This is a genomic window from Actinoallomurus sp. NBC_01490 (genome assembly GCF_036227085.1).
GTDB classification, from domain to species: Bacteria; Actinomycetota; Actinomycetes; order Streptosporangiales; family Streptosporangiaceae; genus Actinoallomurus; species Actinoallomurus oryzae.
The window spans coordinates 10,540,185-10,556,747 of the sequence record NZ_CP109433.1 but is presented as its reverse complement, the minus strand read 5'-3'; the positions used below and the strand labels follow the sequence as shown (position 1 = coordinate 10,556,747).

General features: G+C 71.6%; 18 protein-coding genes. 6 read left to right on the top strand and 12 right to left on the bottom strand.

Going from position 1 to position 16,563, the window contains the following annotated elements; all coding sequences use genetic code 11:
* Positions 1 to 96: 96 nt before the first annotated feature.
* Entirely contained in the window at positions 97 to 4,023 is a 3,927-nt protein-coding gene (locus OG417_RS48595; RefSeq protein WP_329244880.1) for a carboxypeptidase regulatory-like domain-containing protein, read from the top strand.
* 232 nt (positions 4,024 to 4,255) lie between these two features.
* Here OG417_RS48595 and OG417_RS48590 read toward each other — a convergent pair whose 3' ends face one another.
* The 7 genes from OG417_RS48590 to OG417_RS48560 are packed head-to-tail and all read right to left on the bottom strand — an operon-like array spanning position 4,256 to position 10,170.
* Entirely contained in the window at positions 4,256 to 4,465 is a 210-nt protein-coding gene (locus OG417_RS48590) for a hypothetical protein (RefSeq protein ID WP_329244876.1), read from the bottom strand.
* Entirely contained in the window at positions 4,443 to 5,048 is a 606-nt protein-coding gene (locus OG417_RS48585) for a DUF5947 family protein (protein WP_329244873.1), read from the bottom strand. Before OG417_RS48585 ends, OG417_RS48590 begins: the two co-directional genes overlap by 23 nt.
* Positions 5,045 to 5,617 carry a NifU family protein gene (locus OG417_RS48580; RefSeq protein WP_329244870.1) on the bottom strand — a complete coding sequence of 191 codons (573 nt, stop codon included), beginning with the start codon at positions 5,615 to 5,617 and terminating at the stop codon, positions 5,045 to 5,047. The genes OG417_RS48585 and OG417_RS48580 overlap by 4 nt, the downstream gene beginning before the upstream one ends.
* Positions 5,610 to 7,403 carry a nickel-dependent hydrogenase large subunit gene (locus tag OG417_RS48575; RefSeq protein ID WP_329244867.1) on the bottom strand — a complete coding sequence of 598 codons (1,794 nt, stop codon included), beginning with the start codon at positions 7,401 to 7,403 and terminating at the stop codon, positions 5,610 to 5,612. Before OG417_RS48575 ends, OG417_RS48580 begins: the two co-directional genes overlap by 8 nt.
* A gap of 33 nt (positions 7,404 to 7,436) precedes the next feature.
* Complete coding sequence (locus OG417_RS48570; RefSeq protein ID WP_329244864.1) at positions 7,437 to 8,525, bottom strand: hydrogenase expression protein HypE; 1,089 nt, start codon at positions 8,523 to 8,525, stop codon at positions 7,437 to 7,439.
* A complete protein-coding gene (locus tag OG417_RS48565) occupies positions 8,522 to 9,079 on the bottom strand; it encodes a hemerythrin domain-containing protein (RefSeq protein ID WP_329244860.1) in 558 nt (185 codons plus the stop codon). The genes OG417_RS48570 and OG417_RS48565 overlap by 4 nt, the downstream gene beginning before the upstream one ends.
* On the bottom strand, positions 9,076 to 10,170 hold the full coding sequence (locus OG417_RS48560; RefSeq protein WP_329244857.1) for a hypothetical protein: 1,095 nt from the start codon (positions 10,168 to 10,170) through the stop codon (positions 9,076 to 9,078). Before OG417_RS48560 ends, OG417_RS48565 begins: the two co-directional genes overlap by 4 nt.
* Positions 10,171 to 10,374: 204 nt before the next feature.
* Between OG417_RS48560 and OG417_RS48555 the strand changes: the two genes are divergently transcribed.
* From OG417_RS48555 to OG417_RS48540, 4 genes are read left to right on the top strand one after another with little or no spacing between them, the layout of a single operon-like run.
* A complete protein-coding gene (locus OG417_RS48555; RefSeq protein ID WP_329244855.1) occupies positions 10,375 to 10,827 on the top strand; it encodes a hypothetical protein in 453 nt (150 codons plus the stop codon).
* Complete coding sequence (locus tag OG417_RS48550; protein WP_329263063.1) at positions 10,827 to 11,264, top strand: helix-turn-helix transcriptional regulator; 438 nt, start codon at positions 10,827 to 10,829, stop codon at positions 11,262 to 11,264. The genes OG417_RS48555 and OG417_RS48550 overlap by 1 nt, the downstream gene beginning before the upstream one ends.
* A 22-nt stretch (positions 11,265 to 11,286) precedes the next feature.
* Positions 11,287 to 11,481 carry a hypothetical protein gene (locus OG417_RS48545; RefSeq protein ID WP_329244852.1) on the top strand — a complete coding sequence of 65 codons (195 nt, stop codon included), beginning with the start codon at positions 11,287 to 11,289 and terminating at the stop codon, positions 11,479 to 11,481.
* A gap of 54 nt (positions 11,482 to 11,535) precedes the next feature.
* Entirely contained in the window at positions 11,536 to 11,787 is a 252-nt protein-coding gene (locus tag OG417_RS48540) for a hypothetical protein (RefSeq protein ID WP_329244850.1), read from the top strand.
* A gap of 51 nt (positions 11,788 to 11,838) precedes the next feature.
* On the opposite strand, the gene OG417_RS48535 is transcribed toward OG417_RS48540, so the two are convergent.
* Together OG417_RS48535 and OG417_RS48530 are read right to left on the bottom strand one after the other, a co-directional pair.
* The gene (locus OG417_RS48535) at positions 11,839 to 13,359 is read right to left on the bottom strand and encodes an FAD-dependent oxidoreductase (protein WP_329244847.1); all 1,521 of its coding nucleotides are present in this window, start codon (positions 13,357 to 13,359) and stop codon (positions 11,839 to 11,841) included.
* Between the two features lie 42 nt (positions 13,360 to 13,401).
* Positions 13,402 to 13,953 carry an alkaline shock response membrane anchor protein AmaP gene (locus tag OG417_RS48530; RefSeq protein ID WP_329244844.1) on the bottom strand — a complete coding sequence of 184 codons (552 nt, stop codon included), beginning with the start codon at positions 13,951 to 13,953 and terminating at the stop codon, positions 13,402 to 13,404.
* 170 nt (positions 13,954 to 14,123) lie between these two features.
* Between OG417_RS48530 and OG417_RS48525 the strand changes: the two genes are divergently transcribed.
* Complete coding sequence (locus OG417_RS48525; RefSeq protein WP_329244842.1) at positions 14,124 to 15,326, top strand: RNA-guided endonuclease InsQ/TnpB family protein; 1,203 nt, start codon at positions 14,124 to 14,126, stop codon at positions 15,324 to 15,326.
* A gap of 40 nt (positions 15,327 to 15,366) precedes the next feature.
* Here OG417_RS48525 and OG417_RS48520 read toward each other — a convergent pair whose 3' ends face one another.
* Genes OG417_RS48520 through OG417_RS48510 form a run of 3 tightly spaced genes read right to left on the bottom strand, consistent with a single transcriptional unit; the run spans position 15,367 to position 16,549 of the window.
* A complete protein-coding gene (locus OG417_RS48520; protein ID WP_329244839.1) occupies positions 15,367 to 15,975 on the bottom strand; it encodes a DUF6286 domain-containing protein in 609 nt (202 codons plus the stop codon).
* Entirely contained in the window at positions 15,972 to 16,361 is a 390-nt protein-coding gene (locus tag OG417_RS48515) for an Asp23/Gls24 family envelope stress response protein (RefSeq protein ID WP_329244837.1), read from the bottom strand. Before OG417_RS48515 ends, OG417_RS48520 begins: the two co-directional genes overlap by 4 nt.
* Positions 16,358 to 16,549, bottom strand: coding sequence for a hypothetical protein (locus tag OG417_RS48510; protein WP_329244835.1), 192 nt, complete (start codon positions 16,547 to 16,549; stop codon positions 16,358 to 16,360). The genes OG417_RS48515 and OG417_RS48510 overlap by 4 nt, the downstream gene beginning before the upstream one ends.
* Positions 16,550 to 16,563 lie beyond the last annotated feature (14 nt).

Sequence of the window (16,563 nt, the reverse complement as noted above, 5' to 3'; positions counted from 1 at the left end):
TCGATTGTTCGCAATGCATGAGTCTGGCACGATTCTGCAATCCGCCGAATTTGTCGGATACCGGACATGCAGGGTAAGTGGGGCGGGAGACTCTGGATGAGCACACACCGGCGGTGGCGGGCCGTACGCGCGATCGTGGCGATCGCGCTCGCGGTCGGGACGGCATTCGTGGTCGTGACCACGACCACCTCGACGGCGTCGGCCGGCTCTGCGACCTCGGCGACCGGCTCCGGAACGCCGTACGGGAGCCACGCGGTGCCGGCGGGCTGCAACACCGGTGCCACCGCCGACGACGGGACGACGCCGCTGGCCCGCTGCCACGCGGTCGGCCACGCCCGCGAGAGCGGGGCGCTCGCCGAGCAGGAGGACGAGCCGCTGCCGACGTCGCTCGGCCCGGCCGACATCCGGAGCGCGTACGCCCTTCCCGACGGCGGCGCGGGCCGCACCGTCGCGATCGTCGACGCCTTCGGGTACGACAACGCCGAGTCGGATCTCGCCGTCTTCCGCGCCCACTACGGCCTGCCGCCCTGTACGACGTCGAACGGCTGCTTCACCAAGGTCGACCAGCGCGGCGGCACGGACTACCCGCGGCAGGACGAGGGCTGGTCGATCGAGACGGCGCTGGACCTCGACGCCGTCTCGTCCGCGTGCCCGAAGTGCCACATCCTCCTCGTCCAGGCCGATGACAACGCCTCGCCGAACCTCGGCCAGGCGGTGGACACGGCCGCGAGCCTGGGCGCCGTGGCGATCTCGAACTCGTACGGCGTCGACGGCGAGATTCCGTTCGAGTCGCGCTACGACCACTACTACGACCACCCCGGCATCGCCGTCACCGTGTCGACGGGCGACAACGGCAACGTGCAGAGCTACCCGGCGACCTACCCGAACGTGGTCGCGGTCGGCGGCACGACGCTCACCCGCGACGCCTCCTCGCCGCGCGGCTGGCACGAATCCGCCTGGGCCGACGGCGGCAGCGGCTGCTCGCGCTACGAGCCGCGACCCGACTACCAGCGAGGCGTCGAGACCGGCTGCCCGGACGGCCGCGCGACCGCCGACGTCGCGGCCGACGCCGACTCCGAGACCGGCCTGGCCGTCTACAACACCCTCGGCCAGGACGGCTGGGCGCAATGGGGCGGAACGTCGCTGGCCTCGCCGCTGGTCGCGGCGATGTACGCGCTCGCCGGCACCCCGGTGCCCGGCAGCTACCCGGTCACCTACCTCTACCGGCACGGCGTCTCGCTCAACGACGTGACTGAGGGGGCCCAGGGCGGCTGCGGCGACGTCCGCTGCACAGCCGGGCCCGGCTGGGACGGCCCGACCGGCGTCGGGACCCCCAAAGATGTCTCCGCCCTGACCCTCGGTGCGTACGGCCACCTCGCCGGCACCGTCACCGGCCCGCACAAGCCGCTGGCCGGTGCCGCCCTCACGTTCACCGACACAACCGGCTACACCTCTCGCGCCGTCACCGACGACAAGGGCCGCTACCAGGTGGCGCTCGCCGCGGGCACCTACACCGTCGTCGCGTCGAAGTTCGGCTACCGCGGGGCGACTGCGGAGCACGTCGCCGTCACGGCCGGCGGATCCGCCTCCCGCGGCTTCTCGCTGCCGATCCTGCCCACCCGGACCGTCACCGGCACGGTGACCGACGGCTCGGGCCAGGGGTGGCCCGTCTACGCGAAGATCACCATCGACGGCTACCCATACGGCGCCGTCCACACCGACCCGTTCACCGGCCGATACGCGGTCGAGCTGCCCGTGGGCACGACCAGCACCCTGCGCACCGAGCCGGCCGACATGCCCGGGTACGCCGAGCGCACCACCACGGTCGCGGTCGCCCCGGGCGCCGCGCCGCTCCACCACGACGTGACGCTCGCCGTCGATGCCGTGTCCTGTACGGCGGCCGGCTACGCGTACGCCTACGACGGGGCCGGAACCGGCTTCGAGGGCTGGTCGGAGGCCCGGGACGGCTGGAAGGTGACCGACGACGCCGGCGCCGGCAAGACGTGGGTCTTCGACGATCCCGGCGCTAGGGGCAACATGACCGGCGGCGGCGGGGGGTTCGCGATCGTCGACAACTGGTACCACCCCGCGTCGTCCACCGACACCAGCCTGACCACCCCCGCCCTCGACCTGTCCGCGCAGGCGGCGCCCACCATCGGCTTCGACACCTACTACTACGACTACGGGTTCGGCGAGCAGGAAGGCGACGTCGACCTCAGCCTCGACGGCGGGTCGACCTGGCGGAACGTCTGGCACGCGCCGGATACGGCCGTCCACGGTCACGTCGACGTGCCGATTCCCCAGGCGGCCGGCCACGCGGACGTGCGCGTCAGGTTCCGCTTCAGCGGTGGCAACGTCAACTTCTGGGAGCTCGACAACGCCTACGTCGGGACCCGGTCGTGCGCGCCGACCGGCGGCGGCCTGGTGGCGGGCGTCGTCGGCGACGACAACACCGGCGGCCCGCTGACCGGGGCCGAGGTCGCGGCGGAGGGTGGGGCGCCGTCCGTCAGTCACGCGACCCCCGAGGACGCCGCGCTCGGCGACGGGTTCTACTGGTTGTTCAGCGCCGGAACCGGCCGGGTGCGGCTGACCTCGTCCGGGCGGCACTACGCGTCCGCCACGGCGTCGGTCGACGTCGCCGCGCACCGGGTCGCCCGCGTGGACTGGCGGCTGCGGGCCGGCCGGGTGACCGCGAACCCCGGCGGCCTGGCGGTCACGGCGGGCGGGAACGGCGCCGGGTCGCGCGTCCTCACGCTCACCAACCGGGGCACGCGGACCGCCACGGTCGGAATCGTCGAGCAGGACCGCGGGTTCACGCCCGCCGGCGGCCACCGCCGGACGACGTCGCCGGGCGCGCCGCCGCGGCGGGTGTCCGTCGACGCCTCCGCGTCGTCCTTCGCCGGCCACGGCCGCCCGGCTCAGCCGGCGCCGCCCCCGCGTGATGCCTCGGTGGACCCCGCGTGGTCGGACCTGCCCGAGTATCCGACTCCGGTGATGGACAACGTCGTGGCGGAAAGCGACGGAATCGTCTACTCGGTCGCCGGGGTGACCGACGCCGCCGTCACCGCCGAGAGCTACGCCTACGACCCGGCGGCCGGGTCCTGGCACCGGATCGCCGACCTGCCCGCGCCGCGCGAGAACGCGGTGGGCGGCTTCGTCGGCGGCAGGCTGTACGTCGCCGGCGGCTGGGACCCGGCGGGAAACCTCACCTCCACGACCTTCGCCTACGACCCCGCGGCGAACCGCTGGTCGCGCGTTGCCGACCTGCCCACGCCGAGCACGGCGGCTACCGGCGCCGCCGTGGGGAACCGGTTCTACGTCGTGTCGGGCTGCCGGTCGGACGCCTGCGACGAGCCGGCGCCGACGTACCGCTACGACCCCGGAGACGACGCCTGGACCCGGGTCGCCGACTACCCCGAGCACGTGGTGATGGCCGGCTGCGCCGGCTCCGGCGACGGGCTGATCTGCGCCGGCGGGCTGGTGCCGGTGGACCAGTGGCACGAGAATCCGGTCTCGACGGCCTACCGGTACGTCGCCGGGTCGGACGCGTGGACGCCGATCGCGGACATGCCGTACGCCGCCTGGGGAGCCTCCTATGCCGGGGCCGACGGCAAGCTCCAGATGGTCGGCGGCATCGTCCGCAACGCCATCACCAACCAGGGGGTCGAGTTCGACCCGGCGACCGGGGCCTGGTCCGCCCTGCCCAACGCGAAGTACGCCATGTTCCGCGGCGGAGCCGCCTGCGGACTCTTCCGGGTCGGGGGCTCGATCGGCGACTTCCTCGCCGCGCCGTACGCCGAGCGGCTCCCGGGCCAGGGCGGCTGCGTGGCCGGTGCCGACGTCGGCTGGCTGGCCACCGACCGCACCGAGGTCGCGGTCCCGCCGGGCCGATCGGTGACGGTGCGGGTGAGCTTCGACACCGCGGCGACCTCCACGCGCGGCACGTACGCGGCCCGGCTGGCGTTCGTCACCGACACCCCGTACACCGTCCCCCCGGTGGACGTCACCCTCAAGCGGACCTGAGCGGAAGACGAAGGGCGCCGTCCTCCCCGCGGGTGGCCCGGAGGGGTTGCCTCCTCCGGGCCCCAAGCCCGGGCCCCGGGCCTCGGGTCGGCGGGTGCCGCGAGGATCACATTCGCCAGATCTTTATTTCGCGCCTGAGCGCGGGGAATTCGCGGATCGCCATGCCGATGACGCCGGCGACGGCGGCTCCGATCAGCAGTTTCTTGACCATGGACGCTCCCGAAGAGTCGTGTCAGCCCGGCGGCAGGTTGGGCATGATCTTGAGAATCGCGTTGTGCATTCTGGGCCTGATGCCCGTGGAACGGCGCGCGTCGGCGGTGCCGTCGTCGTGGTGGCCGACCTGCCGGCTGTTGGAGCGTTTCGCGTTGCCCTCGCGCGTGCCCGTCACGTGGGCCGGGGCGTCGGGCCTGGTGTGCGGTTTACCCGTTCGTATCTGTCCCATGGCACCTCCTCAGGTCATCGAAGAACCGCTCGATCTCAGGCCATACCCGGTCACCACCGAACATCCCCGTCCAGTGGCGACGGACGACCGCGATCACCCGGTAACAGTCCTCGATGGGGACCAGCCATGCCTCGGAGCGCCCGCGTGCGGTGTTGACGAGAAGCGCCTCCACCTCGGTGCGCAGGTCCGCCAGAGCGGGACAGAGCCGGACGGCCGACTCCCAGGCCCGTGGCTCGATGGTCCACCGGGTCGCCCCCGCCGGGCTCGGGTAGTGGGCGACCACCTGACCGTCCGCGTGCCGGACGAAGAACGCCAGGCCGACCGGTACGCCCAGGCATGCCGGTGGCAGCCCGCTGACCGGGACCCGGCGATCGGGCACGAGCCGGTAGTGGCCCTCGCCGGCCTCCTCCCGCTGGAACAGCACCGAACAGGCGTAACAGGCGCACAGTGGCCGCCGGTCGCGTACGTCGAGCAGGTGCCGGTGGTCCTCGGCCAGCGGGGTGCCGCAGAGGTCGCACGGCCGCCGGCGGGACCGGTCGGCGGCGGTGCGGCGGATCAGCCGAGGCAGCGCGCCCGCGATCATCCCGGATCACCGTTGACGCGCGACGTCGGTCCGCGCAGCAGCGACTCCACCGGGATGAGCGTGGGAGGCCTCCGGCTCCCGGACGCGTTCACGGTCTCGACGCGCAACTCGGGCGCCGCGCCGAGGACGGCGTCCTCGATCATCTGCCCGATCGCCGCGGACGTGGAGCCGCAGCCGGCGGCGGACCACCGCACCCGGGCGACCTCGTCCTTCACTTCGATCAGCTCGACGTCGCCGCCGTGGGAGCGCAGTCGCGGCCCGATCTCCTCGAGGGCGCGCAGCACGCGCTCGCGCGCCGACTGCGGATGGAGGCCGTGCAGGGCCAGCAGGTGGTGCAGGAGCTCGTCGTCCACCAGCGACGGGACCAGATCGGGCGCGTCGTCGGCGGCCCGCGCGACGACGCGTGCGAGGGCGGTGCCGTACATCAGGGCCAGGCCCTCCATCGCCTGCGCGGCGAGTTCGGCGACCGGTCCGGTGGCCCGCTCCAGCCGGTCGAGCAGCGTTTCGAGCCGGCGGAGGAGATCTTCGACGTCCTTGTCCGGCAGGCCGCGGATCGGGCGGTCAGCCATGCGCCGCCCCGAAGGTCGGCGAGTGCAGCTTCTTCAGGACGTTGCCGCCGCCGAGGTACATGTGCACGCCGCACGGCAGGCAGGGGTCGAAGCTGCGCACCGCGCGCATGATGTCGACGCCGACGAAGTCCTCCGGCCCGTTCTCCTCGAAGATCGGCATGTCCTGTACGGCGTCCTCGTACGGGCCGGGCACGCCGTTGACGTCGCGGGGGCTGGCGTTCCACGGGGTCGGCGGGTACGGGTGGTAGTTCGCGATCTTCTTGTCCTTGATGACGAGATGGTGGGACAGCACACCGCGTACGGCCTCGTGGAACCCGCAGCCGATGCCCTCGTCCGGCACCGTGAAGTCCTGGAACACCTTGGTGTCGCCGGCCCGTACGAGCCCCATGGCCCGCTCCAGGAAGTACAGCGACATGGCCGCCGAATAGGCGATGAAGTAGGCGCGCGCCCGGTCCCGCTCGATGGCGTTGGACCACTGCGGGATCCTCCACTCCAGGGTCGTCTCGGGCAGCTTCTCGCTCTTGGGCAGGGTGATGCGGACGCTGGAGCCGGTCGCCTTCACGTACGGCGTGTCCACCAGCCCGGCCAGGGCGGTCACGTACAGGCGCGCGAACGGGCCGCCGCCGGTGTCGAGCGCGAGGAGTTCGCCGCTGCGCCGGTCCAGCCAGCGCGGGCTCATGACCCAGCTGTACTTGTCGTCGAAGTCGCGCTTCTGCGGCAGCGGGATCGTCGTCTGGTTCCAGGGATGGCGGATGTCGACCGGGTTCCCCAGCGGGTCGTGGGTGACGAACGGCTCCTCGTTCACCCAGTCCTCGTAGTAGGAGCTGCCGAGCAGGATGCGGATGCCGAGGTTGATGTCGACGAGGTCGGTGGTGACCAGCTTGCCGTCCACGACGACTCCGGGCGTCACGTGCATCGCCCGTCCCCAGTCGGTCATGTTCTCGTACCGGTAGTCGACGACGTCGGGGTTCTGCCAGGCGCCCCAGCAGCCGAGCAGCACGCGGCGGCGCCCGACCTCCTCATAGCCCGGCAGCGCCTCGTAGAAGAAGTCGAAGACGTCGTCGTTCATCGCGACGGCCTGTTTGACGAAGTCGAGGATCGACACCAGCCGGGTCAGGTAGTCGGTGAACGTGGTCGGCTCCGGCATGGTCCCGACTCCGCCGGGATAGACGGTCGAGGGGTGGACGTGCCGGCCCTCCATCTTGCAGAACATCTCACGGGTCGTCCGGCTGACCTGCAACGCCTGCTTGTACACCGCGCCTTCGTACGGGTTGTAGGCCTCCATGATGTCGGCGATGGTGCGATAGCCGTGGATCTCGGCGTGGGGCGCCTCCGTCTGCCTCGCACGCTTGAGCACGCTCGGGTTGGTCTTCTTGACCATCGCCTCGCAGAAGTCGATGAAGACGAGGTTGTCCTGGAACAGCGTGTGGTCGAACATGTACTCCGCCGCCTCGCCCAGGTTGAGGATGTGCTCCCCGAGCGGCGGGGTCTTGATGCCGTACGCCATGTTCTGCGCGTAGACCGAGCAGGTCGTGTGGTTGTCGCCGCAGATGCCGCAGATCCGGCTGGTGATGAAGCCGGCGTCGCGCGGGTCCTTCCCCTTCATGAACACCGAGTAGCCGCGGAACAGCGACGATGTGGCATGACACTGGGCGACGCGCCGGTTGCTGAAGTCGATCTTCGTGTAGATGCCCAGGTTGCCGATGATGCGGGTGATCGGGTCCCAGGTCATCTCGACCAGTTGCTCGCCGTCCGCACCGGATCGCGACCGTTCGGTCATGGCCATCTCGAAAGCCCTCCTCGTTGTCCGGCCGGTCCGTCACGGACGCCAGCGCGGGTCATAACCACTGGTCAGCTCGGGTTCGTTGTGATGCCACTTGGGCTCGGTGTTCAGGGCGTGGTTGGTGAGGCCGCGCATCCGGCGGATGAGCGCGCCGTACGGCTTGGCGATCATGGAGGACAGCGACCCTCCCGGCGGCTCGTCCATGAACGGCATGAACTTGTCCGGGAAGCCGGGCATCGTGCAGCCGATGCAGATGCCGCCCACGTTGGGGCAGCCGCCGATCCCGCCCATCCAGCCGCGTTTGGGCACGTCGCAGTTGACCACCGGTCCCCAGCACCCGACCTTCACCTGGCACTTGGGCGAGTTGTAGTCGTGGGCGAAGTCGGCCTGCTCGTAGTAGCCGGCCCGGTCACAGCCCTCGTGCACGGTCTTGCCGAACAGCCACTGCGGGCGGAGCATCTGATCCAGCGGAGGCGGGGGCGCGTCACCGGCGGCGTGCTGGAGGACCCAGGTGAGGGTCTCCATGAAGTTGTCGGGCTGGATCGGGCATCCGGGCACGTTGACGATCGGGAGCCCGCCGGTGGACTTGAAGTCCCAGCCGAGGTAGTCGGCGAGCCCCATGCATCCGGTCGGGTTGCCGGCCATCGCGTGGATGCCGCCGTACGTCGCGCAGGTGCCCGCGGCGACCACCGCCCAGGCCTTGGGCGCCAGGTGGTCGATCCACCAGTTGAGCGTCAGCGGTTCGCCGGTGTCCGGGTCGTTGCCGAAGGAGGTCCAGTAGCCGCCCCCGGAGATGATGTTCTGGTTGGGGATCGACCCTTCGATGACGAGGATGAAGGGCGCGAGCTCCCCCGCGGCCGCGGCGCGGAAGGGCGCGAGGAACGACTCACCGCCCTGGGTGGGCGACAGCACCTTATTGTGCAGGCTGACCTCGGGAAGACCGGGGATGAGGCCGAGGACGACATCTTCGATCGGCGGTTGCGAGGCGGCGGTCATCGCGACGCTGTCGCCGTCGCAGCTCATCCCCTCGGAGATCCACAGGATGTCGATGTGCTCGAAGCCCTCTCCCTCCGGGCGGCTCGTCGGCTCGCGGGCGACGTCCTCGGTTCCGGCGTCGATGCTCATGTTCGCGGTCTCCCTCCCAGCCGGTCACGGATGCGGTCGTAGAACGCGGCGATCGGCGCCGCCAGGGCGAGCGCGGGCGGCCGGTTGGGGGCGCCGGGGTGCGGGCGCGTGGGCGCCGCGGACTTGGCCTGCCGCAGCCGCCGGCCGAGTGCGTCGAGTTCCGCCTGGTCGGCGGCGTCGCGCAGGGCCGGCAGGAGCTTGGTCTCCTCGTCGTGCACGTGGTGCTCGACCTCGCGCCGCAGCCGGGCGACGAGCTCGCTTTCGCGGTCGTCTCCGGCGGACAGCCGGTCCAGGGCGGCGAGAAGGTTCTTGACCTCCATGTGCTCGTCCAGGTGGTCGTCGACCTCGTCCGCCATCTCCGGCAGCAGCCGCCGGACGAGCGGGTAGACGGTCAGCTCCTCCAGCGCGGCGTGCTTGGACAACTCCCGGATCAGGATCTCCACGACCCCGCGCCGCTGCTCGTCCGATGCCGCGGACCGGTAGTCGCGGAAGAGCTGTTCGACGATCCGGTGGTCGTGTTCGAGCAGTTCGATCGCGTCCATCATCGTTTTCATCGGGACTCCTCGTTCGGGGATGCCGGGCCGAGCGAGCGGATGGCCCCGTGCAGGCGGGAGAAGATCTCCGGCGGCATCGTGTCGACGCGGTCGACGATCGCCGCGCCTCGCGGGTCGGTGGCGCGCGCCTCCCGCTTCTCCTCGTCGGTCAGTGTCAGCGTGCGCAGCGAGAGGATCTCGTCGATCTCGGCGGCGTCGTGCAGGTCGCCCGGGCTCTCCGGCGCGATCCGCGGGTGGTCGTACAGCAGGATCGGCGAGGACAGCAGGAGGTCGCGCGTGCCGGGTTCGCCCGCCAGCACGGGAAACGTGTGGACGTTCGCGCAGGCGCGCGCCTCGGCCTCCGCCCAGCCGGGTGGTTCGAGCAGCGAGACGAACGACGATTCCCCGGCCGCGAGCAGTGAGTGCGTCGCGATCAGCGAGCGGCGCAGGGCCTCCTCGCGCGGCGCGTCCGGAGGCGTCGTGTCATCGGTGTTCTCGACGCGTACGCACAGCCGGAACAGCGGAGCGGGCGTCGAACACCGGGTCGCCGAGACGATCAGCGACGCCCGTACGGGCCACCGGCGCGACAGCGCACGGCCCACCGGGCGGCCTTCGTCGTCGCCGAGGGTCTCGACGTCCTTACCGCCGGGGGCGTGCAGGTCGACTCTCTGTTCGTGGTCCAGGACGTCGGCGAGGCGGACGCACAGGTCGAAGTCGCGCGGCAGCGCCGCGTCGAAGCCCACCGCGAGTCCGGAGCCGGTGACCAGTTCGCCGGTGGGGCGGTGGCCGCCGTCCGGCAGGCGCTCCTCGATCGACCGGCCGACCAGTTGCAGGAAGCGGAGACGGCAGCGCACCACGGCCTCGCCCGGACCGGGTTCCAGCAGGCACTCGGTGCGCTGCCACCAGCCCTCGGCCGAGCCCGCGACCCCGGCGTCCGCCGTGTCCCGCGCCTCCGCCCACGCCCGCGGGGTGAGCACGCCGAACTGCCAGCGGAACCGGTTCTTGGCCGACGAATGCCGGTACGGGTACAGCAGGTAGCCCTCGTACAGGACGGCGTCGGCCACCGCGAGGGCGCGGTCGAAGACGGCGGCGTCGACCGGATTCGCCTCCATCGTCCCCGTCCTCCCCATGACCGCGTCTCGGCTACTCCGGTCTAGCAAGCCGCGGCGGCGCGCCGTAAGTGACGTACGGCTAGGTGCGCGACGCACCTAGCGGTGAGTCTTCGCAGGTGGCGGCGGGTGCGACGGCGATCGGCCCGGGTATGAGTCAGGAACTGTGTCGCTTCCCGTACGAGGACTCGATGGCGGAGGTGGGCCGTGCCAGACGCAGCATCGACCGTCCGTGCCGGCGTGCGCGGGCTCATCGCCGCCATGGCCATGTCCGGCCTGCGGGACTTCACCGCCAACATCGGCCTGCTGGAGAAGAGCCCGCCCGAGGTCATCATCGAGCGGCACGCCCCGAAGAAGGTCAAGCGGCTCGCCACCGAGCACCGGTCGGCGATCATCGAGCTGGCGCACTGGGCCTACGGCGCGGCCGGCGGAGCGGCGTTCGGTCTGCTGCCGTGCCGGTTGCGGGCGAACCCGTACGTCGGCCCCGTGTACGGCCTGGTCGTGTGGCTGGGCTTCGAGCTCGGGATCGGCCCGCTCCTCGGCGTGCAGTACCGGGAGCAGAGGCGCCCGGCCCACCGCGCCATGCTCGCCATCGACCACATGATGTACGGCACTGTGGTCGCCGGACGGCTCGCGCCGGCGCCGGAGGTGCGGCCGTGATGGTCGCGCCCGAGCGGCCGGCGGACACCACGACCGCGGGCGTTGGCGGGCTCGCCGACGCCTTCGGCGTGCGGGCGGGCGCCGAGCCCCGCAACTTCCTGCAGGGCTGCGTGCTGCTGCTCCTGCGGGAGCGGCCCGCGCACGGATACGAGCTGCTCGAACGGCTGAAGGCGTTCGGGATCGCGGACGGCGACTCGGGCAACCTCTACCGCAAGCTCCGGTCCCTCGAAGAACAGGGCATGGTCCGTTCGGAGTGGGAGACCTCGGAGACGGGGCCGAAGCGGCGCATGTACTACCTCACCGCGACGGGGGACGCCCGGCTCCGTCGCTGGGCCGACTCCCTCGCCGAGACCCGTCGCCTCCTTGACTACTACCTGGGCCGCCACGCTCTTGTCGCCGACTCATCGGCACCGGCCGCGTCCGGCCCGAGAACGTGACCGGGGACGGCGGACCAGGGACATGGGCGCAGACCCCACGGGCGGGGGCTCACGGGGAGGAGCGGTCGCCAAGAAGCTCGACGACCGTCTCAGCCTGGCCGGGCTCCTGCGCGACGAGGTGAGGAAGGCGTTTCCCGAGCACTGGTCGTTCCAGCTGGGTGAGATCGCCCTGTACAGCTTCGCGATACTGATCCTGACCGGCACTTCAGGCGCATGACTCGACCGCCGTTCGGGCCTTCCGCGGCTCCGTGCCGCTGCTCCGCGCGTCCGGATGAGCGAGGCGTACGCCTCGACCGTGAACATCAGCTTCGTCGTCCGCGGCGGTCTGCTGATCCGGCAGATCCACCACGGGGCGGCGAACCTCCTCCTCGCAGCGATCGGCTTCTGGCTGCCGGTCCTGGGGGAGCGGCACCGGCTGAGCGACCCCGGCCGTACGGTCTATCTGTTCCTCGCCGCCCCGGCCCTGGACCTGCCGGGAGTGTGGGTCATCACCCACCGCCACGCGGCCGGCGCCTCGCCCTGATCGTCGCCATGCTGCCCATCGGCCTGTCCGTCGTGGCTGTCGCCTGGTGGATCAGTCGGGGAGGTCGGTGACGGGGGCCAGGGGCTGGTTGGCGGGGCCGTTCAGCAGTGAGCCGTCGGCGGCGAAGCGGGAGCCGTGGCAGGGGCATTCCCACGTGCGTTCGGTCTCGTTGAACGCGACGACGCAGCCGCGGTGCGGACAGGTGGCCGAGACGGCGGTCAGGTTCCCGTGCTCGTCCCGGTGGACCGCGCAGGGCCGTCCGCCGACGGTCAGGACCCGGCCCCCGCCCTTGGGCACGTCCTCGATCGAGCCGGTCCAGCCGGCGGCCCGGTCGCCCACGTAGTGGCCGGCGATGCCGGCGACGTTCTTGGCCGTCTTGGACGCCTCGTGCGCGGGGTGGACGCGGCTCGGGTCGTACAGGTCGGCCCACAGGGGTGTGCGCCCGGTCAGCAGGTCGGCGAGCAGCCGCCCGGTCATCACGCCGTGGCTCATGCCCGAGCGTGCGTAGCCGGTCGCGACGAAGACGTGGTCGGTTCCCGGGGCGCGGCCGATCCAGGGGAGCGTGTCGGTGGTCTCGGTGTCCTGGGCGGACCAGCGGTGGGTGATGTCGCTGGCGCCGAAGTGTCTTCCCGCCCAGTCGATGAGCCGCTCGTAGCGTTCGGCGACGTGGCCGGCGCCGGGCGCGAACCCCTCGCCGGTGATGAGCAGCAGCCGTCGTCCGTCCGGCAGCGGGGCGGTGCGGACGGAGCGGGTGCTGAGCTCCCGCGTGATGTACATCCCGCCCGGGTCCCGGTCGGCGGGGATCGGCGCGGCCACCACCAACTCGCGTATGGCGCTGAGCCGGGTCGACAGCCGAAGCTGCTCGAACACCGGCGCCAGCGTGGCCACCACCACCTCGTTCGCCCGTACGACGGCGCCGTGCTCGGTGCGCAGCACGCAGGGCTCGCCCTCCTCGATGTCGGTGACGCGGGTGTTCTCGTGGATGCGTCCGCCGTTCGCGGTGATGGCTTCGGCCAGGCCGACCAGGTAGCGGCGGGGATGGAACTGGATCTGCTCCTCCACCCGCAGCGCGCCGGCCACCGCGAACGGCAGGTCCGTCTCGGTGACGAACGAGGCGTCCAGGCCGGCGTCCTTCACGGCGTCGGTCTCCGCCCGCAGCGCGTCGGCCTCGTCCTCCTCCCAGGTGAAGACGTAGGAGGGGCGCCGCTCGATCTCACAGTCGATGCCCAGCTCGGACGCGGTGGCCTCGACGTGGTCGACGGCCTCCTGCTGCGACCGCGCGTACCGGCGCGCGGCCTCCGCGCCGAGCCGCTCACGGAGCGGCCGGTAGATCCACGGATGGGCGGCCGACAGCCGTCCGGTGGTGTGGCCGGTGACCGCCGCGGCGATCCGGCCGGCCTCGAACACCCGCACCGAGCGGCCCGCGCGCGTGAGTTCGAAGGCGGTGCAGATCCCGGCGATGCCGCCCCCGACCACCGCGACGTCGGTCTCGATGTCCTCGGCCGGCGACGGGTAGGAGGTGTCGGCACTCGATTCGATCCAGTACGAGGTTGCTGTACTCGGGAGCGTCATGCACCGCTGTGTGCCCGGAAAAAAGCGTCCTATTCTCGCCGGTCAACGGCTGACGCGGATGCGGACGGTGGCCGGCTGGTCGTCGTTTCCCAGTGCGCGCCGGGCCCGTGCGACGGCCTCGTGGATGCTCGACCGGGCGGCGACCGGGTCGGCGTCGGGGTCGACGGTCACGCCGAGGAGCAGGTGCGGGCGGGCCCGGCTGCCGGTCAGGCCGGCGGTGGCACGCCGCACGTACGGATCCGCGTTCAGGTCCTCCTCCAGCGCGTCGGTGACCGCGTGAGCGGACAGGGTGGTGGCGCCGTGCCGCGTGTCCGGCTCCACCCGGATGGTCCGCAGGGTCGGCCTGCGGGCCTGCGCGCCGAGCCAGCTCAGCGCCAGCACGGCGATCGAGACGGCGAAAGCCGCCAGCGCGATCCAGAACCACAGGTGAGCGTCGGCGAAGGCGCGCACGAAGCGGCCGATGACCGGCACGTGGGCCGCCCCCAGATGGTGCGGCACGAAGGCGGCGCCGCGGACGGCCGCCGTGAGGCCCCCGAGGAAGAGGATCAGTCCGGTGATGGCCAGGCCGAAGCGGTTCGCGCGCGTGGTTCGCATCAGAGTCTCCCGAGGGGACCGTCGCCTTGAGGCGCCGGGGGAATCGGTAGCGGGCGGGCCGCCAAGGCCCGAGTGTGGCCTGACCTGTCAGATCCGTTCATCACAGATTTCCTTCCGGGTTTTGTCGGTGCCAGCCGATACCGTAGTGTCCTCGTTACTGAATGTGAGGGGTGGGTGTGCGTAGGTCGTTCAAGTTCCTGCTGCGCCCCACCGGCAAGCAGGCCGCTGCGCTCAGGCAGTGTCTGGAGGACCACCGGGAGTTGTACAACGCCGCTTTGGAACACCGTCGTACGGCCTACCGCAGAGCCGGGGTGACGGTGCGGTATGGCGATCAGTCGGCGGAGTTGAAGCACATCCGCGCCGATGACCTTGATGGTCAGGTTCGGTGGTCGTTCTCTTCCCAGCAGGCCACGCTCCGCAGGCTGGACAAGGCGTTCCGCGGGTTCTTCGACCGTGTCAAGGCGGGCCGTACGCCAGGGTTTCCGCGTTTCAAGGGGCGGGGTTGGTTCGACACGGTCGAATGGCCTAAGGACGGCGACGGGTGCCGGTGGGACTCCCAGCCCCACCACCGGACCGCGACGTATGTGCGGTTGCAGGGCGTCGGGCATGTGCGGGTCCATCGGCATCGGCGTGTGCTGGGCACGGTCAAGACGATCAGCGTGAAGCGGGAAGGCGCCCGCTGGTTCGTCGTGCTGTCGTGTGACGATGTGCCCGCCGAGACATTGCCGGTGACGGGCGCGGTCGCCGGGATCGACCTGGGGGTCGCGTCGCTGGTGACGACCAGTGATGGCGAACATCTGGCCAACCCGCGTCACCTCGCCGTGACCGCCGGCCGTCTCGCGGCGGCACAGCGTGACCTCGCCCGCAAGAAACGGGGCAGTAGGCGGCGGCGTAAGGCCGTCGCCCGTGTCGCCGCCTTGCACGCGAAGGTGCGGCGGCAACGCCTCGACGGTGCGCACAAGGCCGCGCTGAGGCTGGTCCGCGACCACGACGTGATCGTGCATGAAGCGCTCAAGGTCACCAACATGACCAAACGGGCAGTACCCGAACCGGACGGCGACGGCGGCCACCTGCCCAACGGCGCTGCCGCCAAATCCGGGCTGAACCGTTCGATCTTGGATGCGGGTTGGGGGGTGTTCCTGACGATCTTGTCGCACAAGGCTGAAAGCGCCGGTCGAGAGCTGATCGCGGTGAACCCTGCCAACACCTCCCGCACGTGCGCCGAATGCGGGCACTGCGCGAAGGACAACCGCACCGCCCAGGCCGTGTTCCGGTGTACGGCGTGCGGGCACACCGCGCACGCCGACGTCAACGCGGCGATCAACATCTTGAGGGCAGGGCTTGCCCTTCGCGACGCTGCGCAAGCGGCTTAGCGAGAAGCCGCTCCCATCAGGGAGCGGAGGAGTCACGAGGTCACTCCTCCCGATGCCGTACGGTCACGCGCAGGTGCGGCCGGTGCAGCGGCTCCAGCTCGTCGAGGCGCTCGGCGACGGCGACACGCACCTGGCCGGTGATCCCGGCGACGTCGTGGAGCGGGCTGACGGCGCGGACGCGGACGCGGTGCCGCCGTACCTTGACCCGTGCGCGGTCGACGCCGTCCACGTTCTGGGCGGCCCGCGCGACGTATCTGCGCAGGTCCGGCCGGGCGATGCCGAGCACCACGTTCGGGTCCTGCGAGCGCAGCGGGACCGCCCGGAGGCGGCCGGGCCGCAGCGCGAGGAGGAGCAACCACAGGCCGAGCGCGGCGAGAACGCTCGCGATGGCGAGGACGAGCACGTCGTCCCAGCGCAGGTTCCGGCCGAGCCGGGCCAGGTCCACGACGGGCAGTACGCCCGGCGGGCGGCCGACGAGCGCACCGATCACCTCGATCGTCAGAATGATCGCGGCGGCGGCCAGCAGCGCGGAGGTTATCACCGAGGGGAGCACGCGCCGGCGGCCGAACGACCGGCGCACGGCGCGGCGCACGGCCCGGCGGGACGGCGGGCGGAACTCACCGGTGCGGGCGGCGTCCATCCCGGTCATCGCACTCGCCTCCCGGTGGCCGGGAGCCGGGACACGTCGATGTCGACCTCGCGTACGTCCAGGCCGGTCAGCTCACCGACGCGCGTCCGCACCAGCTCCCGCAGGTGACGCGTCACCTCCCGGACGGGCGCCGGGTAGGCGACCGAGATCCGCATCCGCAGCGTGGCCAGGCCGCCGTCGACCTTCGCCGTCACCCAGGGCGTGCTCTCCATGGAGTCGCGGCCCAGCCGTACACCCAGCACGCGCCGGGCCGCGCCGCCCGCGTCCTCGACCTCGCTCAGCGCACGAGCGGCGATCTTCGCCAGAACCCGGTCGGCGATCTCCGTACGGCCCCGGTGCTCCGGCGCGACCACCTCCCCGGCCCGGGACTCGAGCTCGGCGCTCACGATCGCCTCCTGCCGCCCAGGATCTCGGTGAGGTCGAGTTCGCCGATCAGCACCCGGCCGACCAGGAACCCCACGACCCCGAGCACCAGCACGATGATGAAGGCGGGGAAACCGCCGAAGGCGCCGGCGAACCCGAGCGCGGTCCCGAAGCCCAGGCCCACGGCCGGCCACCATCGCATCTCACTCATGTCACTCACTCCTT